This is a genomic window from Desulfogranum aggregans (assembly GCF_055398265.1).
Map to the genome: position 1 here is coordinate 3,832,556 of NZ_AP042447.1, position 26,335 is coordinate 3,858,890.

General features: G+C 52.6%; 22 protein-coding genes and 1 other RNA gene. 21 read left to right on the top strand and 2 right to left on the bottom strand.

Going from position 1 to position 26,335, the window contains the following annotated elements; translation table 11 throughout:
* Positions 1–77: 77 nt before the first annotated feature.
* From htpG to ssrA, 7 genes are all read left to right on the top strand, one after another.
* The gene (gene htpG / locus ACZ52Z_RS16875) at positions 78–1,958 is read left to right on the top strand and encodes a molecular chaperone HtpG (protein WP_464267942.1); all 1,881 of its coding nucleotides are present in this window, start codon (positions 78–80) and stop codon (positions 1,956–1,958) included.
* Positions 1,959–2,279: 321 nt separating this feature from the next.
* Positions 2,280–2,654 carry a hypothetical protein gene (locus tag ACZ52Z_RS16880; RefSeq protein ID WP_464267943.1) on the top strand — a complete coding sequence of 125 codons (375 nt, stop codon included), beginning with the start codon at positions 2,280–2,282 and terminating at the stop codon, positions 2,652–2,654.
* Positions 2,651–3,298, top strand: a complete 648-nt coding sequence (locus tag ACZ52Z_RS16885; RefSeq protein WP_464267944.1) for a protein-L-isoaspartate(D-aspartate) O-methyltransferase — start codon at positions 2,651–2,653, stop codon at positions 3,296–3,298. Before ACZ52Z_RS16880 ends, ACZ52Z_RS16885 begins: the two co-directional genes overlap by 4 nt.
* A gap of 7 nt (positions 3,299–3,305) precedes the next feature.
* A complete protein-coding gene (locus ACZ52Z_RS16890) occupies positions 3,306–3,908 on the top strand; it encodes a YqaA family protein (protein WP_464267945.1) in 603 nt (200 codons plus the stop codon).
* Between the two features lie 105 nt (positions 3,909–4,013).
* Entirely contained in the window at positions 4,014–5,834 is a 1,821-nt protein-coding gene (locus ACZ52Z_RS16895; protein ID WP_464267946.1) for a GspE/PulE family protein, read from the top strand.
* A 48-nt stretch (positions 5,835–5,882) separates the two neighbouring features.
* On the top strand, positions 5,883–6,338 hold the full coding sequence (gene smpB / locus ACZ52Z_RS16900) for an SsrA-binding protein SmpB (protein WP_464267947.1): 456 nt from the start codon (positions 5,883–5,885) through the stop codon (positions 6,336–6,338).
* Between the two features lie 38 nt (positions 6,339–6,376).
* Positions 6,377–6,735: a transfer-messenger RNA gene (ssrA, locus tag ACZ52Z_RS16905) on the top strand.
* A 114-nt stretch (positions 6,736–6,849) separates the two neighbouring features.
* On the opposite strand, the gene ACZ52Z_RS16910 is transcribed toward ssrA, so the two are convergent.
* Positions 6,850–7,041 (bottom strand): hypothetical protein, encoded by a 192-nt coding sequence (locus ACZ52Z_RS16910; RefSeq protein ID WP_464267948.1) that lies wholly within the window; start codon positions 7,039–7,041, stop codon positions 6,850–6,852.
* 180 nt (positions 7,042–7,221) lie between these two features.
* Between ACZ52Z_RS16910 and ACZ52Z_RS16915 the strand changes: the two genes are divergently transcribed.
* The 7 genes from ACZ52Z_RS16915 (at position 7,222) to ACZ52Z_RS16945 (ending at position 16,977) form a co-directional block, all read left to right on the top strand.
* Positions 7,222–7,431, top strand: coding sequence for a helix-turn-helix domain-containing protein (locus ACZ52Z_RS16915; RefSeq protein WP_464267949.1), 210 nt, complete (start codon positions 7,222–7,224; stop codon positions 7,429–7,431).
* Positions 7,424–9,808: an EcoAI/FtnUII family type I restriction enzme subunit R gene (gene hsdR, locus ACZ52Z_RS16920; protein ID WP_464267950.1), complete on the top strand. Its 2,385-nt coding sequence runs from the start codon at positions 7,424–7,426 to the stop codon at positions 9,806–9,808. Before ACZ52Z_RS16915 ends, hsdR begins: the two co-directional genes overlap by 8 nt.
* A gap of 25 nt (positions 9,809–9,833) precedes the next feature.
* A complete protein-coding gene (locus ACZ52Z_RS16925; RefSeq protein WP_464267951.1) occupies positions 9,834–11,306 on the top strand; it encodes a type I restriction-modification system subunit M in 1,473 nt (490 codons plus the stop codon).
* On the top strand, positions 11,303–12,976 hold the full coding sequence (locus ACZ52Z_RS16930) for a restriction endonuclease subunit S (protein ID WP_464267952.1): 1,674 nt from the start codon (positions 11,303–11,305) through the stop codon (positions 12,974–12,976). The genes ACZ52Z_RS16925 and ACZ52Z_RS16930 overlap by 4 nt, the downstream gene beginning before the upstream one ends.
* Before the next feature lie 9 nt (positions 12,977–12,985).
* Positions 12,986–14,878: an AAA family ATPase gene (locus ACZ52Z_RS16935; RefSeq protein WP_464267953.1), complete on the top strand. Its 1,893-nt coding sequence runs from the start codon at positions 12,986–12,988 to the stop codon at positions 14,876–14,878.
* A 2-nt stretch (positions 14,879–14,880) separates the two neighbouring features.
* Positions 14,881–15,933, top strand: coding sequence for a Fic family protein (locus ACZ52Z_RS16940; protein WP_464267954.1), 1,053 nt, complete (start codon positions 14,881–14,883; stop codon positions 15,931–15,933).
* A 441-nt stretch (positions 15,934–16,374) separates the two neighbouring features.
* Positions 16,375–16,977, top strand: a complete 603-nt coding sequence (locus tag ACZ52Z_RS16945; RefSeq protein ID WP_464267955.1) for a class I SAM-dependent methyltransferase — start codon at positions 16,375–16,377, stop codon at positions 16,975–16,977.
* On the opposite strand, the gene ACZ52Z_RS16950 is transcribed toward ACZ52Z_RS16945, so the two are convergent.
* Positions 16,946–17,920, bottom strand: coding sequence for an HNH endonuclease (locus ACZ52Z_RS16950; protein WP_464267956.1), 975 nt, complete (start codon positions 17,918–17,920; stop codon positions 16,946–16,948). The two genes, ACZ52Z_RS16945 and ACZ52Z_RS16950, sit on opposite strands and share 32 nt — an antisense overlap.
* Positions 17,921–18,284: 364 nt before the next feature.
* Between ACZ52Z_RS16950 and ACZ52Z_RS16955 the strand changes: the two genes are divergently transcribed.
* The 7 genes from ACZ52Z_RS16955 to ACZ52Z_RS16985 all read left to right on the top strand — a co-directional run bounded on the left by ACZ52Z_RS16955 (position 18,285) and on the right by ACZ52Z_RS16985 (position 26,266).
* Positions 18,285–18,413, top strand: a complete 129-nt coding sequence (locus tag ACZ52Z_RS16955) for a hypothetical protein (RefSeq protein ID WP_464267957.1) — start codon at positions 18,285–18,287, stop codon at positions 18,411–18,413.
* A gap of 6 nt (positions 18,414–18,419) precedes the next feature.
* Entirely contained in the window at positions 18,420–18,791 is a 372-nt protein-coding gene (locus tag ACZ52Z_RS16960; protein ID WP_464267958.1) for a hypothetical protein, read from the top strand.
* A 498-nt stretch (positions 18,792–19,289) separates the two neighbouring features.
* Positions 19,290–19,598 (top strand): hypothetical protein, encoded by a 309-nt coding sequence (locus ACZ52Z_RS16965; RefSeq protein ID WP_464267959.1) that lies wholly within the window; start codon positions 19,290–19,292, stop codon positions 19,596–19,598.
* Positions 19,599–19,640: 42 nt separating this feature from the next.
* Entirely contained in the window at positions 19,641–21,086 is a 1,446-nt protein-coding gene (locus tag ACZ52Z_RS16970) for a DUF3375 domain-containing protein (RefSeq protein WP_464267960.1), read from the top strand.
* A gap of 2 nt (positions 21,087–21,088) precedes the next feature.
* On the top strand, positions 21,089–21,724 hold the full coding sequence (locus ACZ52Z_RS16975) for a DUF4194 domain-containing protein (RefSeq protein WP_464267961.1): 636 nt from the start codon (positions 21,089–21,091) through the stop codon (positions 21,722–21,724).
* Positions 21,717–25,082, top strand: a complete 3,366-nt coding sequence (locus ACZ52Z_RS16980; protein WP_464267962.1) for an ATP-binding protein — start codon at positions 21,717–21,719, stop codon at positions 25,080–25,082. The genes ACZ52Z_RS16975 and ACZ52Z_RS16980 overlap by 8 nt, the downstream gene beginning before the upstream one ends.
* Complete coding sequence (locus tag ACZ52Z_RS16985; protein ID WP_464267963.1) at positions 25,079–26,266, top strand: DUF3322 domain-containing protein; 1,188 nt, start codon at positions 25,079–25,081, stop codon at positions 26,264–26,266. Before ACZ52Z_RS16980 ends, ACZ52Z_RS16985 begins: the two co-directional genes overlap by 4 nt.
* Positions 26,267–26,335 lie beyond the last annotated feature (69 nt).

Consider the following 26,335-nt stretch of genomic DNA (forward strand, 5'->3'; position numbering starts at 1 on the left):
AAATCCCCGGTCGCTATCGTGCCTGGTTGCCGAATTATCAACAAAATATGAGTATGTCCACAGAAGGGGAAAGTATCATGACTGAAGCACAGGTCGAAACCAAACAATTCCAGGCGGAAACCAGAAAGGTCCTGGATATCGTTATCAACTCTCTGTACACCGAGCGAGATATCTTTGTACGTGAGCTGGTTTCCAATGCTGCCGATGCTTTGGAAAAATTTCGTCATCAAAGCCTGGTGGAAAAAGCGGAGTTCGATGCCCATGTACCGCTGGAAATCACCATCGACTGCGATGATAAAAAACACACGCTGACCATCACCGATACGGGTATCGGTATGACCAGGGAGGAGCTGGAAACCAACCTGGGAACCATTGCCCATTCCGGTTCTGGCCGTTTTTTTGAAGAACTGGCTGAAGCGGTGAAAAAGGATGTCAGTCTGATCGGTCAGTTCGGGGTCGGTTTTTATTCGGTGTTTATGGCTGCCAAAAAGGTCACGGTTCAGACCCGTTCCTGGGACGGCAGTGAAGGGCATGAGTGGATTTCCGACGGTGGCGGCACCTACACGATCAGTCCGTGCCAAGGGCTCCATCGCGGTACCCGGATCATCATCGACCTTAAGGATGATGCCGAGACCTATGCCACCAAGTTCACCATTGAAAATATCATCAAGCAGTATTCCACCTTTATTCCGTTTCCGGTCATGGTGGAAGGGAAAAAGGTGAATACGGTTCAGGCCATCTGGGCGCGATCCAAGAGCGAGATCAGCGAAGAGGAATACACCGAGTTCTATAAATTTATCGGCAACGCAGGGGATGAGCCGACCTACCGTCTTCATTTTTCCGCAGATGCGCCGCTGGCCATCAATGCGCTGGTCTATGTGCCCAAGGATAACTTTGAGGTGTTCGGTATGGGTCGGATGCAGCCCGGCGTCAACCTGTATTGCCAGAAGGTCTTGATCGATCAGCATAGTGAAAACATCCTCCCTGAGTGGCTGCGTTTTCTTAAAGGGGTGGTTGATTCCGAAGATCTGCCGCTCAACATTTCCCGCCAGTCGCTGCAGGATAATGCTCTGGTGTACAAGTTGCGCAAGGTGCTGACGAAGCGGTTTATCAAGTTCCTCAACGAAGAGGCGAAAAAGGACGAGGAAAAGTACCTGGAGTTCTGGAAGACTTTCGGTATTTTTCTTAAAGAGGGGGTTACCTCGGACTTTGAGTTCCGCGATGATCTGGGGAAACTGCTTCGTTTTGAGTCTTCCTCCAGCGAACCAGGCAAGATGATCTCCCTTGATGACTACATCAGCCGGATGAAGGACGGGCAGGACAATATCTATTACATCAACGGACCGAGCAGAGCAGCGGTGGAAAGTGGTCCGTACGTGGAGATGTTCAAAAAGCGGGGGGTCGAAATTTTCTACACCCTTGAGCCTATCGATGATTTTGTTCTCAATCATCTGGGTGAGTATCAGGGCAAGAAACTGGTTTCTGCCGATACTGCTGATCTGCGTTTGCCCGAGACAACCGGCGAAGTTGATGAGAGCGAGAGCAAGGAGCAGGGGGAACCCTTGGCTGCGGACCAGGTGGAGGCGCTGTGCAAGTGGATCAAAGAACGTCTCGGCGATCGGGTCCAGGAGGTCAAGGCCTCTAACCGCCTGGTGGACAGTCCGGCAATGATCGTTAATGTGGACGGGTTCATGACCTCCTCCATGGAGAGGATCATGCAGGCTTCAGGGCAAGAGGCCGGACTGGGAATGCAGTCGAAAAAGGATATGGAAATTAACCCATCCAGTTCGTTAATAAGGCGTTTGGCTGCCCTGAAGGATGGCGACCCTGATTTTGCGGGAATCATCGTTGATCAGGTATATGACAACGCCCTGATTCAGGCCGGTCTGGTGGTCGACCCGATGGAGATGGTGAGCAGGAATTACCGTATCCTGGAACGGGCGGTGGGTGAGGAGTAAAAGGGTGCGGTTACGCCCCCAGGCTTCCTCTGCGCGGTTGGTGCCAGCTTTCCGCCAGAAGCGGCAGAACGCTCGCCCATGGGCCTAGTGCCCAGTCTTGGCTTGAAAAAAGGTTGTGTTCACGATATATGGACACAACCTTTTTTATTTGGGGTTCCTCTTGAGCCTCCCTCGGCGTGCCGCTTTTAAGGCGGCAACCACTATAGAGCGGGGGCTTCGGCGTTATTTCAGATACCAGCAACAGCTGACTGCAGCCTACGGCGAGCGTCGATGAGAGTGCAATGGGCAAAGGATTTCCCGCAAAAGAAAGGGGAGGTATACGTGCGAAAACTACTAATAATTTTGGCAATTTTGCTGGCGCTTTCCGGCTGCCAGTCCAAGCAGGTACGCCACCTGGCATCCGATGCGTCGTTGATCAAGCCGGGCCAGACCACACGGGACGAGGTCAAGCGCTACCTGGGAGAACCGAACGGACATCGCAGTATTTCTCCGGGTGTAGAAGAGTATGTCTATTATGAGGATTTGCCCGGTTTTATGGGGCATACCCCGGTAATTAGTTCCTGGGTGGATGCAGCAGGCTATGAAATGATAATTATTACCCTGAAAGATGACCTGGTAACCAATTGCGAGTTTCGCACTTTCAGCGAGGCTGACCAGGAGTGGGTTGATGATTTTACCTGGGAAGATGTCCAGTGAGCACCCCTTCCAGGTTTGAGATAAATCGTCAACGGATGGTGGAGGAACAGCTTATTCCCCGCGGAATAAGCGATCCCAAGGTGCTGGAAGCCATGGGTACGGTACCCAGGCACCTGTTCGTTGAAGATGCCATGCAGGCCAACGCCTACAGCGACTTTCCCCTGCCCATTGGCAGCGGGCAGACCATCTCCCAGCCCTATATTGTTGCCCTGATGACCCAGGCCTTGCAGCTGCAGGGCGGTGAGCGGGTGCTGGAGATCGGTACCGGCTCCGGATACCAGGCGGCGATCCTGTCTCGGTTGTGCGAAAGAGTGTATACAGTCGAGCGTATTGACGGCCTGCTGAGCAGGGCCCGCCGAGTATTTGACAAACTGCGCTACCACAACATTGTTTCCCGCATTGACGATGGGACCAGCGGATGGCTGGATGAAGCGCCTTTTGACGCGATTGTCGTCACTGCCGGTGGCCCGTTCGTTCCCCAGCCCCTGATAGAGCAGCTTGCTGACCCGGGTCGTATGGTTATTCCGGTGGGCGATCATGGACTGCAGGAGTTGCAGTCTGTGGTCAAAGAGGGTGGAGAGACTCGCGTGGAGGTTATAGAATATGTCCGTTTTGTCGACCTGATCGGCACCTATGGGTGGTAGCAATCCTATGACCACACAGCAACTCTCTCTTTTGCAGAGGACCTACAACCGTTGCATGCAGTGGATCCAGACACCGGCTGGCATCTGGGCCCTTTTCCTGATTGCCGTGGCTGAATCCTCTTTTTTCCCCATCCCGCCCGATGTGTTTCTGGTTGCTCTGTGTGTGGGGGCGCCGCACAAATCATTCAAGTTTGCTTTGATCTGTTCCATCGGTTCGGTGATCGGCGGGGTTATCGGCTACGGCTTGGGGCTGGGGTTTATGGACACCCTTGGTCAGCCAATCCTTCAGGCGTACGGTTTGCAGGACAAATACCTCACCGTGCAGGACCTGTATCAGCGCTATGATGCCTGGGCAGTGGGCGCAGCAGGATTTACGCCGCTGCCCTACAAGCTGTTCACCATAACCGCCGGTGCGTTTAAGATTCACTTTCCGACCTTTGTTCTGGTTTCGCTTCTGGCAAGGTCAGCCCGTTTTTTTCTTGTCGGCGCGCTGATTTACAAGTTCGGGGCACCTGTGCAGTATTTCATCAGCCGATATTTTAATATTCTCACCATTGTTTTTCTTGTATTATTGGTGGGCGGATTTATTGTGGTCAAAGTATTGTTGTAACCTGCCTGATTGCCGAGACGGAGAGGGGCCCACCGCGGCTCTGTCGATGATCTTTTCCGCTCGCTGAGCATTTCCCGGCTGAGATTCCCGCTTTCGAGACTGCCTATGAGCTACCTGAATAGTGATAAATTGCTCGACCTGCTGGTGGACGAAGGGTTGCTGACCAATGATCAGCGCCGCTTCGTTATCCTGGAAAAGGGAAAGCAGCGCCAGAAACTGTTGCGCCAGGTAGGGGGCCGACGCAAGGATGACCCCAACAGGGTCGAGAGAGGGTATCCGGACCTGGTGGCGGTAACGGCTTCACTGAACCTGGAAATTCCCGGGTCAGATGGAGAATTACTTGGCGAAGAGCTGATCATGCGTGCGGTTGGCCGTAAACTGAAGATCCCGTTCAAAAAGCTTGACCCCCTTGAACTGGACATGGAGACGGTTACCAAGACCATCCCGCGCTCGTTTGCGATCAGTCACCTGATCCTGCCGATCGGCCTGCGCAACGGTATCCTTGAGGTGGTGACCTACAACCCCGATAACCGTGGGCCGCTGGCAGATATTGAGCGGGCCAACCAGGTCAAGATCAGGGCCTATATTTCGACTCGGACCGATATCAAGAAGATACTGGCAGAGTTTTTCGGCTTTCAGCACTCCATTTCTGCTGCGGAAACCCAGTTCAGCGGTACCGGGGGCGCAACCACGGTGGATATCGGTAATCTGGAGCAGTATGTGCGTCTCAGCTCCAGCCGGGAACTGACCTCGACGGATCAGCACATAAAGGCGGCGGTCAATCATCTCTTTAATTACGCCCTGGAACAGCGGGCCAGCGACATCCATGTGGAACCCAAGCGGGATGTATGCCTGATCCGCTTTCGAATAGATGGCCTCCTGCATACCATATATAAGCTGCCTAAGGCCGTGCATTCGGCGATCACCTCGCGGATCAAATCGCTGGCAAGGATGGATATTGCCGAGAAGCGGCGGCCCCAGGACGGACGAATCAAGATCGGGCGCAGGGAGGAGGATGGTGACGCCGAGGTGAGGGTTTCGACCGTACCGGTTGCCTTTGGCGAAAAAACGGTCATGCGAATACTGGATTCCGATGTTATTTTCCAGGATCTGAACGGGCTCGGTTTTTCCCAACGGGACCGGGTAGTGTACAACAGCTTTATGTCTTCGCCCCACGGGATTGTCCTGGTGACCGGCCCCACTGGCAGCGGCAAATCTACCACCCTCTATTCCACACTCAAGCAGCTAGCCAGCCCGGATAGGAATATCATTACTGTAGAAGATCCGGTGGAGATGGTACACGAGGAGTTCAATCAGATTGCCGTGCAGCCGCAGGTGGATGTCACCTTTTCCACTATCCTGCGCAACATCCTGCGCCAGGACCCGGATGTGATCATGATCGGTGAGATCCGTGACCTCGACACCGCGACCTACGCAGTACAGGCGGCATTGACCGGACACCTGGTGTTTTCCACCCTGCACACCAATGATGCGGTATCGAGCATCGTGCGTCTGGAAGATCTGGGGTTGGAGCCGTTTTTGATCGGCTCCACCATGCTTGGAGCCCTTGCCCAACGACTGGTACGCCGTAACTGCCCCCATTGCGTCGAAAGCTATGCGGTTGAGGGTGCAGAATTGAAGAAACTGGGATTTCCGGTGGCTGAGAGCGGAACCCAAACGCTTAAACGAGGCGCAGGATGTCGTTCCTGCCGTGGGACGGGCTACTTCGGACGTCTCGGTATCTTTGAGGTGTTCCCCATGTCGGATCGGATGAAGGAGCAGGTCGCCTCCCGATCTGCCGTGGAGGCGCTTCGGCAGACAGCGGTGCGCGAGGGGATGGCGACGCTGCGTGAGGATGCCTGGCGCAAGGTACGGAGCGGGATGACCACCGTTGAAGAGGCATTACGGGTCACCAGGGATGCGTGAACGCTACTGGACAACCATGGTATACTAACAGGTGAATGAACAGGCAGTATGGGGATAAAAGTAGTTTGCAAAAATAAGAAGGCCTTTCACGATTACCATATTGATCAGACCTTTGAAGCGGGGATGGTGTTGAAGGGGCCGGAGGTGAAATCTCTGCGGGCGGGCAAAGGGAACCTGCGGGATGGGTATGCCCAGATTAAAAATGGGGAGCTGTTTCTCTATAACGTGCATATTTCGCCCTACACCTTTGCCACCCATATCGCCCAGGATCCCATGAGGGTGCGCAAGCTCCTGCTGCATAAGCAGGAATTGCGAAAATTAATCGGTAAATTGCACGAGAAGGGGATTGCGCTTATCCCTTTGAAGATATATTTTATAGAGAGTGGGAAGGCCAAAGTTGAACTGGGCCTTGCCCGGGGTAAAAAACTCTACGATAAACGGGCTGCGCTCAAGGAAAAACAGTCTAAGCGCGATATCGAACGCGATGTACGGCGCGGTGGTTGAGGCGCAGCCTGATCATCATTAATAACAGATCATCATATGGGGGCGAAACGGATTCGACGGGGATATTGAAGCTTATTGTTGCATGCCGAGTTGCTGTCAGCTCGTAAAATTGGCGGTTTTTAAATATAATCGCAGACGATTATAATTACGCACTGGCAGCGTAAGCTGCTGTGCCGCTCCACCAATCTGCGCCTGCCAGGTTGGAGCCGGAGCGTCGACTCTGTAGGCTGGTCTGCTGCACATGCCTGAGGTACAGCAGACGAGAACTTCCAGGCTGGCATCTGCTTATCCTTGTTTCGGGTGAGACGCGGATGTGAGAACCAATCCCGAGACTAAGCATGTAGAGACGTAAGGGGAGAGTTTCCGGACGCGGGTTCGACTCCCGCCGCCTCCACCACTAACATTTAAACAAACCGATCCTGTTGCCGAGTCCGGCACGCGGGATCGGTTTTTTTGTCTTTATAAATTAGCGACTTACGTCGATTAGCGCGTTCTGCTGAATGCTCCGCATTCACTCCCGTTTTGGGAAATCTTGTTCAATTCCTTTCTCTGTAGCCACTTTCTTCTCCGTTTTCTCAGCTTCTGCATTGGGCTCAAGTCCAGTGGGAGCCGGGTTGACTGAAGTCTGCTCCTGCTCGACCATTTCCGCTTGATACTGCCGAAACGCCTCGGCAATCCCGTCAAACAAATCATTAATATCCATCAGTTTCTCCTGTGTTCTGGTTTCTCTGCACCTTACTTACCGGAGAAACGGAGAACGTGTCGGGAGCCTGAACCACTTTTTCATCTCTGACCAATAAACGCTCTTGCACAAGCTATAGCAGATGTTATATTCTATGGTGATTGATAACATGACCCTGTAAAAGACATGAGGTGATAAGGCATGGGAACTAAACCATTTTCAGAGCAGGTAAAGGCGGTGCGCATGGCACTGAATCTCAGCCAGGAAGAGCTGGCCCATGCCCTCGGCGTCAGCTTCGCCACGGTCAATCGTTGGGAGAATGGAAAGACCAGCCCGTCAAAGTTGGCTCAACGTCAGTTTGAACAGTTTTGCGAGGACAAAAGAAAACAGGGAGAGTTTGAAGATGAATAAAAAGCAACTCTCCGAACGCGATATCTGCACCAAATTCATTACCCCGGCTCTGAAAGAGGCCGGGTGGGATATCACAACTCAAGTGAGAGAAGAGTTTTCCCTTACCAAAGGGCGTATTATCGTGCGTGGCAAGCTACATACTCGCGCCAAGCATAAACGTGCCGACTATGTCCTGTTTTATAAACCCAATATTCCCATTGCCGTTATTGAGGCCAAGGACAATAACCATACGGTTGGTGATGGTATGCAACAGGCTCTTGGCTATGCAGACATGCTGCAAGTTCCATTTGTATTTAGTTCTAACGGTGATGGTTTTCTATTTCACAACAAAATAGCATCCGATGGCATTGTCGAGCGTGAGCTGTCTCTTAATGAATTCCCTTCTGTGGAAACATTATGGCAACTGTGGGCGCAATATCGAGGTCTCAACGATCAGCAAAATGAATTAGTTACGCAGGACTACTTCAGCGACGGAAGCGGTAAAACTCCACGTTATTATCAGTTGCTTGCTGTCAATAAAACCATTGAAGCGATTGCTCAGGGACAAAACCGTATTCTGCTGGTCATGGCAACCGGCACAGGCAAAACATTTACAGCGTTTCAAATCATCTGGCGTTTATGGAAGTCCAGGGCAAAAAAACGAATCCTGTTTCTTGCTGATCGAAATATTCTTGTCGACCAGACCATGACAAACGACTTTAAACCATTTGGTTCCGCCATGACCAAGATTCAGAAGCGGCAGGCCAACAAGTCGTATGAGATTTACCTCTCCCTCTATCAAGCCGTCACCGGCAACGAGGAAGAAAAAAATATATATAAGCAGTTCAGCCCCGACTTTTTCGATCTGATTATTATTGATGAATGCCATCGGGGTAGTGCTGCGGAGGATTCTGCCTGGCGAGAGATTCTTGAATATTTCTCTTCAGCGACACAAATAGGCCTGACCGCTACTCCCAAGGAGACCAAAGAGGTCTCCAATATCGATTACTTTGGTGACCCGATCTACACCTACAGCCTCAGGCAGGGGATTAATGACGGATTTTTAGCTCCTTATAAAGTAGTGCGCATTGACATAGACAAGGATTTAACCGGCTGGCGACCAGACAAAGGGATGGTCGACAAGTATGGCAATGAAATAGAAGATCGCATCTACAATCAAAAGGATTTTGATAAAACTCTGGTTTTAGAGAACCGCTGCCAATTGGTTGCAAAAAAGATCACAGAATTCCTCAAGCAGACCAACCGCTTTGATAAAGCCATTGTGTTCTGTGAAAACATCGACCATGCCGAACGTATGCGACAAGCGCTGGTCAATGAAAATGCCGATCTTGTGGCTCAAAACAGCAAATATGTCATGCGTATCACCGGAGACAACGAAGAGGGAAAGGCAGAACTCGACAACTTTATTTTTCCGGAAAGCACCTATCCGGTTATTGCCACGACGTCAAAGCTGATGACTACCGGCGTGGATGCTCAGACCTGCAAACTCATTGTGCTGGATCAGCGCATTCAGTCCATGACCGAATTTAAGCAGATCATCGGACGCGGTACGCGGATCAATGAAGATTACGACAAATACTATTTCACCATTATGGACTTCAAAAAAGCCACCGAGTTGTTTGCAGATCCCGATTTCGACGGTGACCCGGTGCAGATTTACGAACCCAAAGGGGATGATTCCCCCGTACCTCCAGACGTCCCCGATGAAAATGCGGGCGATGATGGTTTCACCTATCCAGACACCAATGAGGAGCAAGAGTGGATGGGCGTTGGAGAGTCCGGCTCGGAATATGGTGACGGAAGCGTTCGTCGTTATGTGGTAGCCAATGTCGAGGTAAAAGTTGCTGCGGAACGGGTGCAATACTTCGATGCAAACGGAAAATTGATCACAGAGTCCCTCAAAGACTACACCCGCAAAGCCCTCAGCAAAGAATACGCCTCTCTCGACGATTTCCTGCGGCGCTGGAGTAGCATGGACAAGAAACAGGCCATCATTGACGAGCTTTCCGAGCAAGGTGTGTTCTTCGAAGCCCTGGCCGATGAGATCGGTCGGGAATCGGGAAAAGAATTCGACCCCTTTGACCTCGTCTGCCATGTAGCGTGGGATATGCCGCCGCTTACCCGTAAGGAACGGGCAGAGCAGGTAAAAAAGCGTAACTACTTCACCAAATATGGCGAGCAGGCACGCATTGTTTTAGAAGCCCTGCTCGACAAATATGCCGATGAAGGGGTGGCTCATATCGAAGAGACGCAAATTCTCACCATCGCTCCCTTTACCGAATTGGGCACCCCCATGGAAATTATTCGCACCTTTGGCGGACTGGAGCAATATCAACAAGCTGTTAACGAATTGGAACAGGCGCTCTATGGCGCCTGAACAAAAGAACTGGAGATAACCGACTATGTCACTTTCAACCTTAATTAAATCCATCCAGGACATCATGCGCAAAGATGTGGGTGTCGATGGCGACGCCCAACGCATCAGTCAGATGGTCTGGCTCATTTTTCTCAAAATATTCGACGACAAAGAACAGGAGTGGCAACTCACGGTTCCGAACTATACATCACCGCTCCCCAGCCGCTTCCGTTGGTTCAACTGGGCAAAAAACGCGGAAGGAATGACAGGCGAAGAACTGATCGACTTTGTCAATAATGACCTTTTCCCGGCATTAAAGGCACTGGCCACCAAGGCCGGAGTCTCCGATCACGGCAAAGTCGTCGGTTCCGTGTTCGAGGATGCCTACAACTATATGAAATCGGGCACGCTCCTGCGTCAGGTCATCAACACCATTGAAGAGGATCTGGACCTGAATAAATCAGGCGACCGTCACCTGTTCAACGACATCTATGAAAAGATTCTTGCCGATCTGCAATCCGCCGGAAATGCGGGTGAATACTATACACCCCGTGCCGTCACCCAATTTATGGTCGATATTCTCGATCCCAAACTCGGTCAAACGATCCTCGACCCGGCCTGTGGAACCGGCGGCTTTCTCACCTGCGCCATCGAGCACCTGAAGAGTACGAAGCAGATCAAAAATAACGATGATCTCAAGCAATTGCAAAAATGCATCCACGGTGTAGAGAAAAAGCCACTGCCGCACATGTTGGCGCTGACTAATATGATGCTGCACGGCATCGACGTCCCCACCAACATTCGTCACGACAACACACTGGCCCGACAGCTCCAGAGCTACACCCCGAAAGACCGTGTGGACATCATCATCACCAACCCGCCCTTCGGCGGCATGGAGGAGGACGGCATTGAATCCAACTTCCTCAAAAAATACCAGACCCGCGAAACCGCCGACCTCTTCATGGCGTTGATCATGCACCTGCTCAAACACGACACCGGCAAAGCCGCTGTGGTATTGCCCGACGGATTCCTGTTCGGTGAAGGCGTCAAAACCACTCTTAAGCGCGAGCTGCTGGAAGAATTCAACCTGCACACCATCGTGCGACTGCCAAAAGGGGTATTCGCCCCCTATACCAGCATCGCCACCAATATCCTCTTCTTTGAAAAAGGCGGGCCGACCAAGGACGTCTGGTTCTTTGAACACCCTTATCCCGAAGGCTACAAGTCCTACTCCCGCTCCAAACCGCTCACCATAGGCGAATTCGACCTTGAAAAAAGCTGGTGGGGCGGAGCCGATCGCAAAGGGCGCAAGACCACTGAGCAGGCATGGAAGATATCAGCTAAGGAGCTGGCTGAGCGCAACTACAACCTCGACTGCAAAAATCCGCATGAAGACGAAATTATCCACATGGACCCTGAAGAATTGATGGCTGAGTATCAGGACATTGTAAAACAGCTTAATGCAGCACAACTCGCCCTCAAAACCGAGCTGATGGCTTGCTTAGGGGGCAATGCATGAACGCCTTCATTTCCAAACTCTTAGAAGAGCACTTCGACACTGCCTTTGCTGCACCGGACGGTATCACCAAATTGCGTGATTTAATCTTGTCGCTTGCCTTGCAGGGCAAGTTGCTTCAGCAGGACCCTAATGATTCGCCCGCCAGTGAACTACTGAAGGAGATTGAGACTGAAAAAAAGCACTTAGTAAAAGCTGGCAAAATCAAAAAAACAAAGCCGCTTCCTAAAGTTCAAGAGTCCGATATCCTTTATGCTTTGCCGGACAGCTGGATATGGACTCGCCTCGGAAATATAGGCAATATTTTTAACGGAAACAGTATTAACGCCCGTGAAAAGCAAAGCAAATATGCCGGTGTAAGTGGTTTTCCCTACATCGCAACCAAGGATGTCGGTTACGGTTTTGAGCCTTTAGACTATAAAAATGGAATCAATATCCCTGAGTCTGAGCCGAAATTTAAAGTAGCCCACAAAGGAGCAGTGTTGATCTGCTCAGAAGGCGGAAGTGCAGGCAAAAAGTGCGGCATAACCGAAGAGGATATTTGCTTTGGAAATAAGCTCTATGCCAATGAACCGTTTGGTGGCATTACTTCAAGATTCATTCTCTATCTTTATCTTTCTCCTGTGTTCAGGCAATCATTCAGCGCGGCCATGACCGGCATCATTGGCGGTGTGTCTACGGCAAAGTTTTTGGCGCTGCCAATTCCACTCCCTCCGTTAAAGGAACAACAACGCATCGTCGCTAAAGTCGACCAGTTGATGGCGCGGTGCGATGAACTGGAAAAGCTGCGCAAGGAGCGGGAAGAAATGCGGCTGGCTGTCCACGCCACCGCCATCAGAAAACTGCTCGACAGGCCGGACCGCACGGCCTGGGACTTTGTTCAAAAAAACTTCGGCGAACTCTACACCGTCAAAGAAAACATTGCCGAACTGCGCAAAGCCATCCACCAGCTCGCCGTCATGGGCCGCCTCGTCCCCCAAGACCCCAACGACCCTCCCGCATCCGAACTGCTTCAACAAATCGACGCCGAAAAACAGCGCCTCATCAAAGAAAAGAAAATCAAAAAGCCCAAACCTCTCCCGCCCATCAAACCGGAAGAAATCCCCTACGAACTCCCGCAAGGCTGGGAGTGGGTGAGATTTTTCGACCCCAACACTGTAAAGTCTGAACTGGTCTCCGCTAGGGATTACCCAGACGACAATCAAATTGCGCCTGACTCGATCGAAAAAGATACTGGTAGATTGCTGTTTCATCGAACCGTTGCAGAGTCAGGTGCCACTGGCCCCAACAATCGTTTTTACGAAGGGCAGATTCTTTATTCGAAAATTCGTCCTTCACTGAACAAGGTCGTCATTGCACCATACGACGGTCTGTGCAGTGCAGACATGTATCCAATTATCTGCCATGCAGATACAGAATTTATGCTTAAAGCCATTCTGTCAGAACCTTTCTTGGCTCAAGTGAGGTTGGCTGAAAATCGAGTAAAGATGCCGAAGCTAAACCTCGAAAGTCTTGGGCAATTTGTAATTCCACTTCCTCCGCTCCCCGAACAACAACGCATCGTCGCGCGCATCGACCAGTTGATGGTGCTGTGCGACACGCTCGACCAGCAGATCGACGCCGCCACCCATAAACAAACCGAACTGCTCAACGCCGTGATGGCGCAGGTGTAGGAAGATATTATGCGCCTGACATCACTCTACATCGGCCAATACAAGAACCTGCGGGATTTTTCCCTGAGCTTTGATGGCTCCAGCTTCATTGATGTTTTTGTCGGCAAAAACGGTACCGGAAAATCCAACCTGTTCGAGGCGCTTATCGAGATCTTCCGCCACATTGTCGAGTATGACCGTGACAAGACTCCCTGCGATTTCAATTACCGCATCGGCTTCGAGATTGATGGCAAGGCCACCGAAATCGGCTGGAACTCCGGAAAATTGACGATCAACGATAAAGACCGAAAAACCATCGGCAAGACGCCGCTGCCCGACAATGTGCTGATCTACTACTCCGGCCACAACGATACGGTGGCTAATCTGGTCGAACAGTATGAAGAAACCTTTCGCAAGCGGATCAAACGTGCTGATTTTGACGAGACCCGTTTTTTTCTGGGCATCGGCCCCGAATACAAAGAGTTGTTACTGGCCGTTCTGCTGATGCAGCCCGAGACATGCAAAGCCCGGCAGTTCATCTGCCAGAAACTCTGCATTGAAACCGTGGATTCAGAGGTAAAGGTGGTGCTGGAGCGCCCCGCTTACGCCGCCGATTCCCGTTTTGATATTGAACAGAATGACGAAACCGACCGTTACTGGAAACCGGAGGGAATCACCAAAACCTTTCTCGACCGGCTCCATGGTAGCATCAACACCGCCAGCGGCAGCCCGGTGCGCTCGGAAGGCTATTTTGCAGAACCAGACCGCTACATCCTCTATTTTGATATCGCCAAAATCCGAGAGGAATTCGCCGAGTTCAGCCCTCAGGAACTGTTCCGCCAATTCGATAATCTCAAAACACTGGGGATGCTTGCAGAGATTACAATTCCTCTGAAGCTGGCCGGAGGTATAGACGCCACCATTGCGCATTTCAGCGACGGACAGTTTCAGTCGGTCTACATCTACTCAATCACAGAACTTTTCAAGGACCGAAACTGCATCACTCTGCTCGACGAGCCCGACTCCTTCCTCCACCCTGAGTGGCAGTTCGACTTCCTAAAGCAGGTTTTTGAAATTACTGACACAGCCGCCAAGACCAACCACGTCCTCATGAGCAGCCATAGTGCGGCCACCATAACGAACCTGAACGAAACACTCATCAATCTATTTGATTTTGACGGCTCTTCTGTTCGATGCCAAAAGGTGGCCAAGACAGATATCATTCGAACACTATCCGGTGGATTCATCTCTTTTTCAGAAGAAGAAGCTCGGCTGAATATTCAGCATATCTTGAAGAATACGAGTGGTCCCGTTTTATTTACGGAAGGAATCTCTGATGAAATCATTCTGGAAACGGCCTGGAGCAAGTTATATCCGGGCCAATCTTGCCCATTTGACATCCAGAATGCCTTTGATTGCGCATTTCTTCGCAACCTGATCAAACGGAATGAGCTTTACCAAAATAATCCCGGACGCACCTTCTTTGCCCTGTTTGATTTTGATGCGGCCTACAACGACTGGAATCAACACGGCAGGAATAATGTTGAAACCGATCCGCAAAAAGGCCTGATCAAAAAACATAACTCGCAAGACAGCTATGCGATCCTCTTGCCGGTGCCAGCGGCTGATCCGATCAAAAGTCAGGTCATAAACCCACGCACGGGCGGGAACTTCGGCAATCGATCACTTCTAACCATCGAATTGTTGTTCCACGGCATCCCCGGCCTAGAATCATATTTCGTGGTTGATGCAGAGAGAACGGATGGATTTACGAAATTTGTAGGAGATGGCCAGAAAGTTACTTTTGCAAAAGACGTTGTCCCTACCTTAGACACAGAATATTTTGAAGTTTTTCGCTACATGTTCGAATTCATCAAGTCGAAGTGTGCAGCATCGGCAGAACCGCCGGAACGTGAGGTGTAATCATGAGTACATTTAATCCAAAATTCACCATCACCAACCGCATGACCGCCGCCATCACGCATATTGAACGGGCACGCGGATTTCTGGAAGCGGCGCGACTGTCGGACGACTGGGTGCGGAATATGGGCGCAGAGGCGTTGATCAAGGAAGCCCATCACACAACCCACATTGAAGGCACACAGTTGACACTGGATCAGGCGGAACGCTTGTGGCGCGGTGAAGCGGTTCCTGAAGCCGATCCGGATGATGCGCGGGAGTTGCTTAATTATCGCTCTGCTTTTGAATTCGTTTCGGATTGCCTCGATAGTGGTGACCCGATCACCGAAGGGCTGATTCGTGAGATTCACCGCAAACTGGTGGAAGGTGTGCGAGGCGGCAAAGCCGATCCCGGCAACTATCGTCGCATTCAAAACTATGTGGCCAATTCCTCCACCGGTGAAGTGATTTACACTCCACCATCCGCTGTGGAAGTACCGTTCATGATGTCTGAGATGGTCAAGTGGCTGAATGGTGACCTCGATATTCATCCAGTGCTGATCAGCGGCATTGCTCAGTTCCAGTTGGTGCACGTTCACCCATTTCTCGATGGAAATGGCAGAACGTCACGCCTACTATCGACGCTCTGCCTGTACAAAGCCGGATACGATTTCAAACGCCTCTTCACCATCAGCGAATATTATGATCGTGACCGTCCGACCTTTTACAAAAAGATCCAGAGCGTCCGTGAAAACGATATGGATATGACCGGCTGGCTTGATTATTTCATCACCGGCCTCGAAACCCAGATGATCGAAGTCAAAGAGCGCGGTGAACAGGTCATTCGTCGGGATGTCTTGGTTCAAAAACACAGCCTGAATGAGCGCCAAAGCAAAGCTCTTGGGTACTTGCTGCAAAACGGCAAACTCACCATCCAAGATTTTGAAAACATCTGCCCCGATGTAAATCGACGTAGCCTCCAGCGCGACCTCAAAGGAATGCTGGATAAGAAGCTTATTTTGGAGATCGGCGCAGGACCAACAGACCCAACCCGCCACTATGTCTTAGCGGAGCTATGACAAGCTGTGACACGGAGCTGTGACAAAGCTATGACAACTGCTGTGACAGCAATTTGCGACAAACTCACGACAAAACTTGTGACATGGCCGCTTTCAGACTCGGGTTTGCGGAATGATTACAGGAGGCCTCCGCGCGGGAATCGAACCCACGTCCGTTCTCTGTTTCGGGAAAATGTAGAAAATTAAATTTCTCTCGGTGTCCAGCATCTTGAAGGCATTTGATGTGTGGTAAGGTATTGAATAAACAGTATTTGTGGATATTATTTGGTTTGGAGAACGAATTGGGATAAGGCTCCGTGTCCTCCACCAAAACATAGTCAAAGGCAATCTTGGAAAGGCTTAAAACCCGGGCTCAATCAATGAGTTCGGGTTTTTTGTTTGCTCCTATTATCATGTGCGTTATGTATTATTTTACGATAAACACTCTCTCCTCCTGGCGGTATGAATCTCTTCTACGAAGCAAATTATCGGCAATACTTTGCCTCTACAGTTAATATCGATCCCGCTTCTTTTCTCACCCCTCTAACTCGGTTCCTTGCTCCCCAATCCACAACCCTTGATATAGGGTGCGGTTCAGGGCGAGATCTGCTGTGGCTTGCAGAAAGGGGTTTTAAGCCTACCGGGCTTGAGCAATCTACCGGTCTGGCGAGCTTAGCACGGGAGCATGCCGACTGTCCGGTTATTGAAGGGGATTTCTGTACTTTTGATTTCAGTGGGTTGGCTTTTGATGCATTAGTTCTAGTGGGGGCACTGGTTCATCTGCCGCGGTCATCCTTGCATGTTGTCCTTGCATCCATCACCAAGGCTTTAATCGCTGGCGGTTGCATGCTCATCACCATGAAGGAAGGAATCGGCTGTTACTCCTTGCCGGATGGTCGGCAGTTCACCCTTTGGGGTAAGGAAGAGATTGAAGAGGTGTACCAGGCTTGCGGGTTGGAGGTTGTAGATTTTTCAAGACAGGTTTCCCGATTGCGGCCAAAGGACATCTGGCTAGGGCATGTGTTGCAGCGAGTCAGCGAAATCGTTCCTGGCGATGCCATTTGAAATTTACCAGATCAGGCCAAAATTGACTTTCCTGTGGTTTGAAGATCGGTCGTTCTGACAAGGTCAGCATGTGTCCGGGAAGATTTGGATCCTGTTTTACCGAAGGCGAAATCAGGACCCGGTAATGTCGGTCAACAGACATCAAGCCTTCATCAAATGACCAATGACAGAGTTTGCACAGAGCCATTCCATTGGTGGGATGGTCGTCATGGCTTTCACTCCATGGTCGTATATGAGCGGCGTCGACAGCAGTATGTCCTTCGGCGGTGAGCATTTTGATCCCGCACAATGCACAGCGGTGTGTATAGAGGCGGACGATCGCTTTGCGAAAGCCTTGGTTTCTCACTTTTTCTTTGTTTTTCGGCTTACTCACTTCGGGAAAGAAAATTGATAAAGGCTCGGCCGTATTAAGCAAGCTGTGCGAATATTGGTCGGAAGCGCAGTTGAGGACGGATTGTTCCCGGATAGTTTTTTGTATTTGCTGGGCAAAGTATTTTTCAATGAGGACCGATCGTAACTGTTCTCTTGTCTGGCTCATCTGCATGAGCATGAACAGGTCTTCGGAAATTTTTGCTCCCAGGTAAAGCTCCCGCAATTTTTTCATGGAGCGTATTGCCATTCCTTTACGGTGTTCTGTACCCTCCCTTGGCACTAACTCCCAAAAACCTGAACTTTCAAGGTAGAAAAAGGGGTAGGCCATACTGGCTTGTCTGCCGTTATATGGCAGCAGTGCAATATACCCAAGGAAAGTTTCTGTCAGCTCAAAAGAAGGGGTGATGAAACTCGTTGTGATCTGCCCCGATGCAATGTGATCGAGGATAGAAAGGAGAAGGATCGGTTTGTATGGGGAACAGTGCTGGGTAAGGGGGGACCAGGATTTTCTGTTTTTATCGACTCGAAGCCCGGCAAAGGATATCAGGTAAGTCTCCAGTCTTCCGCACATGTGACCCTGGGTGTAGAGAGGCATTGAAAAAGTATATAATTCTTAGGTATTGTCATCTGTTACCATACTCTGCCTACGGCTGCCACTGATATGTCCTACAGTTGCAACTCCCTGGTATGCAGGGGGCCATACCTGCTGCATCTCTGTGAAGGAATATTTACCTAGTGTATTGGTAAAGCCCTCTCCATTGTCCCTTCCATGGCTTGCCAGTGGGAACTGGGAGAAAGGGGACGGAATCATTCATTGGTGTCTTTTGTAATTTGGAGATATTTTCCATTAGCAAAAGAAGTAACTCGTTTCGTTGGGAATGCTGGGTATATTGGGTTGCGGGCGTTAGCTATAAACTGTTTCGGGAATTGGAATCATGAGCGAATACCAGTACTACGAGTTTCTTGCCATTGACCGGCCATTAACAGCGGATGAGATGGCCGGTCACACGCGGCGTAAAGCGCTGATTCAACGCCTGGTAAAGGCTGGTATCTGGGAGGATTAATAAAAGGTGAGTGCGCGAAGCCCGCAAGAGGGTAAGGAATGTGAAGGCTTGGGCAGACTCATTGAGGAAATCACCATCGACGCATACGGTGATGATGAACAGCTCTGGGCTTTTAAGCAGGCCTTCGAGGATAACCTTCACCTGCCAACCGGCGGCTTCGTCATCGGGGAGCCGGTTTCAGTGATTGCAATAGACTATGACGGTAACAAACGGCGCGGTTTGACGGCAAGGTGCAGTCGAGAGGACGGGGCCGAATATGTGGTGGCGCTCTCTGAGGTTGTCTTTCCGGAGGTAGCGGAGGAGGCTCGCTCTATCGCGGCATATCGCAGGTTGCTCGGTCTCGATCCGTACCCCGCAGGAACCAAGCAGTCCTCCTGATGCCTGCGGCAAGCCAAAGCAACAGACAATGACATCGATCTGAGCAAACCCGTTGACCTGTCGCTGATTATATTTTGATTTGTTCAGAACTAGCCTGCTCTGGAGAAAGGACAGGCGAAAAGATACAGAGAGTATTTTCAACTTGCCAAATTCTTCGGCCTCCTGTTTGTTTCTTTGATGAGGAGTTGCTCCAGTGAATAAAAATATTGACGGCAGTCCGCCTGATTGCCCTCACTCATCATACAACATCTCAAGCAGGGATAAACTGGTCGTGAATAAGAGTTCAGGGCTTCGTCTTCCCGGTTCCGCGGTCTTTACTCAGAACTGTGGGGCATCGTCTCCTGGCTGTCCTGGGCTGGTAAACGGACACCCCTCGCATCCAGGCGGACCTCCCTGCACAGAACGGGGCGAGGGCTGACAGCATGCGCTGACACCTCGCCGGTGGCGGGTATGCCCAACCGTAACCGCTATGACAGGCCAGTACCATAAGGAACCGTTATGCAATCCGATACTATTCAAATCATCGACCGCATGTCCGCCGTCGAGGCAATAAAGCAGCTGAACGAGGAGGATCTGCTTTTTCTCAACCGTATGATCGTTGAGCGGCTGAAACTGCTGTCCCAGGCTCGTGCCACCAGTCAGATGGCAAGGTTCACCAAAGGGGAACGGGTTTACTTCCAAACCTCCGAAGGCGACAGGGTGGAAGGTAACGTGCTTCGCCTCAACAAAAAAACCGTCAGTATCATCACTGACGACGGTGACCAGTGGAATGTTTCCCCTGGATTATTGCAGCTTGTAGAAGGATAGCGGCCGGCTCAGCGCGGCTGCGATTCCCTCCGATATGACGATATGGCGCTCGATTATAACACCTTAGAACTGCTCCGCCAGAATCATCCAGCCTGGCGGTTGCTGTGCGCCAAGCATGCGCCGTTGGTAGCTGGTTTTCTGCATCGGGTTTTTATCGAGCCCAATGTGCGAAATCTGTCTCAGGCTGACCTGGTTGAGGCCTTGGAGGATGAACTGTTTGCCCTGCGGGAGCAGTTGGGGGCTGAGACGTTTCCAGGGAGCGCGCAGGGCTACCTCAACGACTGGGCGGAAAACGACAAGGGGTGGCTGCGCAAGTTCTATCCGGCCGGAACAGACGAACCGCATTTTGACCTGACTCCGTCTACGGAAAAGGCCTTGGCCTGGCTGGAAGGATTGACCGAACGTACCTTTGTCGGTACGGAGTCGCGCCTGCTCACGCTGTTTGCGTTGCTGCGCCAGATGAGTGAGGGGAGCCAGACCGATCCCCAACTGCGGATCGCTGAACTGGAGAAACGACGCAGCGATATCGATGCGGAAATCGAGCGTATTCAGGCAGGGGATATCCCGCTCCTGGATGAGACGGCGCTAAAAGATCGCTTTCAGCAGTTTCTCCAGCTTGCCCGGGAACTGCTGACCGATTTTCGCGAGGTGGAGCATAACTTTCGGGCTCTCGACCGGCGGGTTCGTGAACGCATGGCCCTTTGGGAGGGCGCCAAGGGGGAGTTGCTTGAACAGATCATGGGCGAGCGTGACGCCATTGCCGATTCGGATCAGGGAAAAAGTTTTCGTGCCTTCTGGGATTTTTTGATGTCCCCGTCCCGGCAGGAGGAGTTGAGCAGCCTGTTGGAACAGGTGCTGTCTCTGGAGCCGATTCTGGCCATGCACCCGGATGCCCGATTGCGTCGCGTACATTATGACTGGCTGGAAGCCGGCGAGCATACTCAGCGGACCGTGGCCAGGCTCTCCGAGCAACTGCGGCGGTTTCTCGACGACCAGGCATGGCTGGAGAACCGCCGCATCATGGATATCCTGCACAGCATTGAAAATCATGCGCTGGCATTGCGCGAAGAACTCCCGGCCGGCGATTTCATTACCCTGGAGGAGACCGCCGCCACCATCGAACTCCCCCTGGAACGGCCCCTTTTTCGACCGGCGCTCAAGCCGGATATTTCCGGGGTGGTGCCCGATGAAGGGGAGGCGGATGTGGATACGGCGGTGCTTTACGCCCAGGTTGTGGTTGACCGGGCTGCGATCGCCAGCAATATTCGGCAGGAACTCCAGGAACGCAGCCAGATCAGTCTTGCCGAGGTGATCACCCGCCATCCATTGCGCCAGGGGCTGGCCGAGCTGGTTGCCTACCTGCAGCTGGTGGGCGAGTGGTCCAAGGCGGTGGTGGATGATGACGTGCAGGAACAGGTACGCTGGCAGACGGACGACGGCAGAGTACGGCAGGCCACTTTACCCCGCATTATATTGTTGAGGAACTGAGCATGAGCTTTACTGCAACCGATACGGATCATCGCATTAGCCCGATTCAGGAAATCTCGTTCGTCGTGGTGCCGCTACTTAAGGGGGTGATCTACGAAGAGGAAAAACCGGGGTTATGGGGTTCCCTGCTCCAGCAGCAGGCGAGTGTGCGGGATTACGTGGCGGTGCTCGGCCTGGATTTGGTGCTCGACGAGGCCGAGGGATATGCCTTCTTACGCTCCCGGCAGGAAGTCGCAGAGGATGAGGAAGCAGCTACCCCGCGATTGGTTGCCCGGCGGCAGCTCTCGTACCCGGTCAGCCTGTTGCTCGCGCTCCTGCGCAAAAAGCTCGCTGAATTTGACGCCGTTGGCGGTGAAACCCGTCTGATCCTTTCCCGCGATGAGGTGGTGGAGCTGGTCCGGATTTTTTTACCGGCCGGCAGCAACGAGGTCAAGTTGATCAATCAGGTCGATGCCACCTTAAACAAAATTGCCGAATTGGGTTTTATTCGCCGCCTGCGCGGGCAAAAAGGGATGATTGAGGTGCGGCGTATCATCAAGGCGTATATCGACGCCCAATGGCTGGCTGAATTTGATGAGCGGTTGGAGGAGTACCGGCAGCAAATGACCGGGGACATGGAGGGAGGCGAGGATGGCTGAACCACTTTTTCTCGAGTTTCTTGCCGACGACCGGCTGGCCGGATTCCGCCTGCAGCGGCTTGAGGTGTTTAATTGGGGGACCTTTGACGGCCGGGTCTGGACGCTGCATCCGGAAGGGAAAAACAGTCTCCTCACCGGTGATATAGGATCCGGCAAATCGACGCTGGTCGATGCGGTCACCACCTTGCTGGTGCCGAGCCATCGCGTTGCCTATAATAAAGCAGCGGGTGCCGATAGTCGCGAACGGTCGCTTCGTTCCTATGTGCTTGGCTATTACAAATCAGAACGGCAGGAAACCTTAGGCAGCGCCAAGCCCGTTGCCCTGCGCGATTTCAACAGTTATTCGGTCGTGCTCGGTGTTTTCTACAATGCTGGCTACAAGAAAATTGTCACCCTGGCGCAGGTTTTCTGGATGAAGGACGCGCATGCACAGCCGGCCCGATTGTATGCTGCCTGTGAACGAGACCTTTCTATTGCGGCCGATTTTTCCGGATTCGGCAGCGAGATGGCCGGCCTCCGTAAGCAGCTGCGTGGCAATGGTATCGAGCTGTTCGACAGCTTCCCGCCCTATGGTGCCTGGTTCCGTCGCCGATTCGGTATCGACAACGAGCAGGCATTGGACCTGTTCCATCAGACTGTTTCCCTCAAGTCCATCGGCAACCTGACCGACTTTGTGCGCAGCCACATGCTGGAGCCCTTTGATGTGGCGCCGCGCATTGCTGCCCTGATCGGCCACTTCGAAGACCTTAGCCGGGCCCATGCCGCGGTGATCAAGGCCAAACGGCAGGTCGAGATGCTGGAGCCTCTGGTCGCTGATTGTGAACGTTACCGGGAGCTGGTGCACGCGGCTGAAGAGCTGCGAGCCTGCCGTGATGCCCTGCGACCCTGGTTTGCCGTCTTAAAACTTGACCTGTTGGAGAAAAGGCTCGTTTCGTTGGCTGAGGAGGTCACCCGGCATCAGGTTGCCATCGGACGGCTGGAGGAACAACGCCGCACTCAGCAAGGGCAGGAGCGGGAGCTTCGCCAAAGTATTGCGGACAATGGCGGCGACCGGATTGAACGTATCGAAAAGGAGATCAAGCAACAACAGGGTGAGCTGGAGCGGCGTCGACTGAGAGCCGGCCGGTATGAGGAGTTGGTGCGCTCACTGGGAGAGCATCCTGCCGCGACCGAAGAGGAGTTTCTTCGCCAGCGGTCAGCCATTGCAACCTGGCGCGAAACAACCGAAGAAGCGGAGGCCACGGTGCAGAATAACCGGACCCAGGCCGAAGTTGAATTTGTGCAAGGGCGGCAGGAATATGAGCTGTTGCAAACGGAAATCAAAGGGTTGAAAGCCCGGGTCAGCAATATTGACGAAAAACAGATCGCCATGCGGCGTTCGCTCTGCCAGGCCCTGGATCTGGCTGAAGAAGAGATGCCTTTTGCCGGCGAGTTGCTGCAGGTTCGGGAGGAGGAACGCGAGTGGGAAGGAGCCATTGAACGACTGCTCCACGGTTTCGGCCTGTCACTGCTGGTTCCGGACCAGTATTACCCCACGGTGGCACAATGGGTTGACCAAACCCACCTGCGGGGAAGATTGGTTTATTTTCGGGTGCGTAAGCGGGGACGCGGGGAGCTGCCAGGGCTGCATCCCGATTCTCTGGTGCGCAAGCTGCAAGTGAAACCGGATTCACCGGTTTACGAATGGATTGAACGGGAGGTGGCGCATCGGTTTGACCTGGCCTGCTGCCAGTCCCAGGAGCAGTTTCGCCGGGAGCGACGGGCTATCACCAGGGCTGGACAAATCAAGGCCCCCGGAGAGCGGCATGAAAAGGATGACCGCCACCGCCTCAATGATCGGCGCCGCTATGTGCTGGGATGGAGCAATGCCGAGAAAATCGAGGCATTGGAGAGGGAGGCCAAGCAGCAGGAAATATTGCTTGGTGAACTCGCCAGCCGTATCAGTACCCTGGAGCAGGAACAGGCTAGTCTCAAGGAGCGTCTTTCGATCCTCTCCAAGCTGGACGAACACGCAGACTTCCGTGATCTGGACTGGAAACCGGTAGCAGTGGCCATCGAGCGCCTTGCAGATGAGAAGCGAGAGCTTGAAGCTGCCTCTGACCTGCTCAAGTCCCTTACACTGCAACTGGCCGAGCTGGAAGGTGCGCTGAAGCAAACCGAGCAGCGGCTGGACGAGCGAAAGGATAAACGCTCCAAGACAGAGCAGAAAATCACTGCCGCTAAAGAGCTGCAGCAGCAGGCGCAAGACCTGGTGGCACAGGCAGCGGAGGATGCTGCCGAGCGTTTTGCGCTGCTGGAATCGATGCGGGAGGAGGCGCTTGGCCAGCATGTGCTGACGGTTGAATCCTGTGACAACCGTGAGCGCGATATGCGCGAGTGGCTGCAGACCAAAATTGACGCCGAAGACGCAAAGAGTAAACGGCTGTCCGATAAGATCATCAAGGCGATGACCGAGTACAGGAGCGAATGGCCCCTGGAAACCAGGGAGGTGGATGTCAGTATCGCCGCCGGCCCTGAGTTCAGGGCGATGCTTGACAGGCTGCAGGCCGACGACCTGCCACGCTTTGAGGGGCGCTTCAAGGAACTCCTGAATGAGAATACTATTCGGGAGGTGGCGAATTTTCAATCCCAGCTGGCCCGTGAACGGGAGACCATCAAGGAACGGATTGCCCAGATCAATGAATCGCTCACCCAGATTGACTACAATCCCGGTCGGTATATCAGCCTCGAAGCACAGATGAATCTCGATGCCGACATCCGTGATTTCCAGACCGAATTGCGCGCCTGTACCGAAGGGGCGCTTACCGGTTCAGAGGATACGCAGTATTCGGAGGCAAAATTTTTACAGGTAAAGCGTATCATTGAACGTTTTCGAGGCCGGGAAGAGCATTCCGATCTGGATCGGCGCTGGACGGCCAAGGTAACCGATGTGCGCAACTGGTTTGTTTTTGCCGCCAGCGAGCGTTGGCGTGAGGACGACACCGAACATGAACACTATGCGGATTCCGGCGGGAAATCGGGCGGACAGAAGGAAAAACTCGCCTATACCGTGCTTGCCGCCAGCCTGGCCTACCAGTTCGGTCTGGAATGGGGGGCTGTGCGCTCGCGATCATTCCGCTTTGTGGTGATCGACGAGGCGTTTGGGCGCGGTTCTGATGAATCGGCGCAGTATGGTTTGCAGCTGTTCTCACAACTCAATCTGCAGCTGCTGATCGTCACCCCGCTGCAGAAAATCCACATTATCGAACCGTTTGTCGCCAGTGTGGGATTTGTTCATAATGAGGACGGGCGCAACTCTGTACTGCGCAACCTGAGCATCGAGGAATACCGGGCCGAGAAGCAACGGGTACAGGGATGAAGTGGACGACGCCGGCTGACCTTAAAGCGCAGGTGCAGAGGCTCTGGGATCGTGGCCTGTTGCTGGCCTGCCTATCCGGTGGTGAGGCTGTTTTCCCCAGACGTCTACCGTTCAGGGGCCCAAGTTCCCGTGAGCTGAGCGAACGCTTTCCCGAGGTGCGGGAATGGATCGCCCGATTGTCAGCCGCCGCGGGTCCCTATCGAATAGAATGGCGCAGGGTCAACCACCGGGTGCTCGGGGCAAACGACATCCCTACGCAAATTTGGGTTGATACGCTGGAAGATGCACTCGGGCTGATCGGCAAACGGAGGGAGGCCAAGCAGTTTACAGCATTGGTTGAAATGACCGGCGAGCGGCAACCCGAACTGGTCGCCTGGCTGACCAGGCGGCCGCTGCGGGCGTTGCAGCTGGCTGATGACTGGCCACAGCTGCTGGCGGTTGTCGACTGGCTGCGTGAGCACCCCCGTCCGGCCATGTACCTGCGTCAGGTTGACCTGCCGGGAGTGCATACCAAGTTGATTGAAGGACATCGAGGCGTGCTCACCGAGCTGCTTGATCTTGCTTTGCCGGGGGAAGCCGTTGAAGCAACCTACACGGGCGTCTCCGGATTCTGCCGCCGCTACGGCTTCCTGGAGAAACCCGCCCGGGTGCGTTTTCGGGTATTGGACCGCGCTATCAGGCTGCTGCCTGCGTATTTTGATCAGGATGTTGATCAAGACATTACCTTGACGCAGGCTGCTTTTTCCTCACTTGACCTGCCGGTGACGAAAATATTCATTACTGAAAATGAAATCAATTTTCTCGCCTTTCCGTTGGTCCCGGAGGCAATGGTGATTTTCGGGGCTGGGTACGGCTTTGATAATCTCGCTACCTCCGCATGGCTTCAGCAAAAGGATATCTATTATTGGGGAGATATCGATACACATGGCTTTGCCATCCTCAATCAGCTGCGTGGATTATTTCCGCACGCCATGTCTTTTCTCATGGATGAGGAGACCCTCCTGCGCCATCGGCAACTTTGGGGAATTGAAACCCAGCCTGAAAGTACCCATCTCGAACGGTTGACCCATGAGGAAAACATCTTATACCGTCAGCTCCTCCATAACCATTGGGGCGACCGGATCCGGCTTGAGCAGGAGAGGATTGGATTTGATTTTTGGGTCAACCTCGTCCGGCAAATATGAACCTTCATTGGCTGATGCCGTTAAATGTTGTTACCGGGCAGTTATCTTTCGTCGTTAACTCTTCTGCCA

What these genes read in the sequence shown, in the direction of transcription:
- ACZ52Z_RS16915 (WP_464267949.1), top strand. Translation starts at nt 7,222, where the DNA reads ATGGGAACTAAACCATTTTCAGAGCAGGTAAAGGCGGTGCGCATGGCA.
- ACZ52Z_RS16930 (WP_464267952.1), top strand. Translation starts at nt 11,303, where the DNA reads ATGAACGCCTTCATTTCCAAACTCTTAGAAGAGCACTTCGACACTGCC.
- ACZ52Z_RS16965 (WP_464267959.1), top strand. Translation starts at nt 19,290, where the DNA reads ATGCAATCCGATACTATTCAAATCATCGACCGCATGTCCGCCGTCGAG.
- ACZ52Z_RS16895 (WP_464267946.1), top strand. Translation starts at nt 4,014, where the DNA reads ATGAGCTACCTGAATAGTGATAAATTGCTCGACCTGCTGGTGGACGAA.
- smpB (WP_464267947.1), top strand. Translation starts at nt 5,883, where the DNA reads ATGGGGATAAAAGTAGTTTGCAAAAATAAGAAGGCCTTTCACGATTAC.
- ACZ52Z_RS16935 (WP_464267953.1), top strand. Translation starts at nt 12,986, where the DNA reads ATGCGCCTGACATCACTCTACATCGGCCAATACAAGAACCTGCGGGAT.
- ACZ52Z_RS16950 (WP_464267956.1), bottom strand. Translation starts at nt 17,920, where the DNA reads ATGTGCGGAAGACTGGAGACTTACCTGATATCCTTTGCCGGGCTTCGA.
- htpG (WP_464267942.1), top strand. Translation starts at nt 78, where the DNA reads ATGACTGAAGCACAGGTCGAAACCAAACAATTCCAGGCGGAAACCAGA.
- ACZ52Z_RS16980 (WP_464267962.1), top strand. Translation starts at nt 21,717, where the DNA reads ATGGCTGAACCACTTTTTCTCGAGTTTCTTGCCGACGACCGGCTGGCC.
- ACZ52Z_RS16925 (WP_464267951.1), top strand. Translation starts at nt 9,834, where the DNA reads ATGTCACTTTCAACCTTAATTAAATCCATCCAGGACATCATGCGCAAA.
- ACZ52Z_RS16970 (WP_464267960.1), top strand. Translation starts at nt 19,641, where the DNA reads ATGGCGCTCGATTATAACACCTTAGAACTGCTCCGCCAGAATCATCCA.
- ACZ52Z_RS16975 (WP_464267961.1), top strand. Translation starts at nt 21,089, where the DNA reads ATGAGCTTTACTGCAACCGATACGGATCATCGCATTAGCCCGATTCAG.
- ACZ52Z_RS16985 (WP_464267963.1), top strand. Translation starts at nt 25,079, where the DNA reads ATGAAGTGGACGACGCCGGCTGACCTTAAAGCGCAGGTGCAGAGGCTC.
- ACZ52Z_RS16955 (WP_464267957.1), top strand. Translation starts at nt 18,285, where the DNA reads ATGAGCGAATACCAGTACTACGAGTTTCTTGCCATTGACCGGCCATTA.
- ACZ52Z_RS16945 (WP_464267955.1), top strand. Translation starts at nt 16,375, where the DNA reads ATGAATCTCTTCTACGAAGCAAATTATCGGCAATACTTTGCCTCTACA.
- ACZ52Z_RS16940 (WP_464267954.1), top strand. Translation starts at nt 14,881, where the DNA reads ATGAGTACATTTAATCCAAAATTCACCATCACCAACCGCATGACCGCC.
- ACZ52Z_RS16910 (WP_464267948.1), bottom strand. Translation starts at nt 7,041, where the DNA reads ATGGATATTAATGATTTGTTTGACGGGATTGCCGAGGCGTTTCGGCAG.
- hsdR (WP_464267950.1), top strand. Translation starts at nt 7,424, where the DNA reads ATGAATAAAAAGCAACTCTCCGAACGCGATATCTGCACCAAATTCATT.
- ACZ52Z_RS16890 (WP_464267945.1), top strand. Translation starts at nt 3,306, where the DNA reads ATGACCACACAGCAACTCTCTCTTTTGCAGAGGACCTACAACCGTTGC.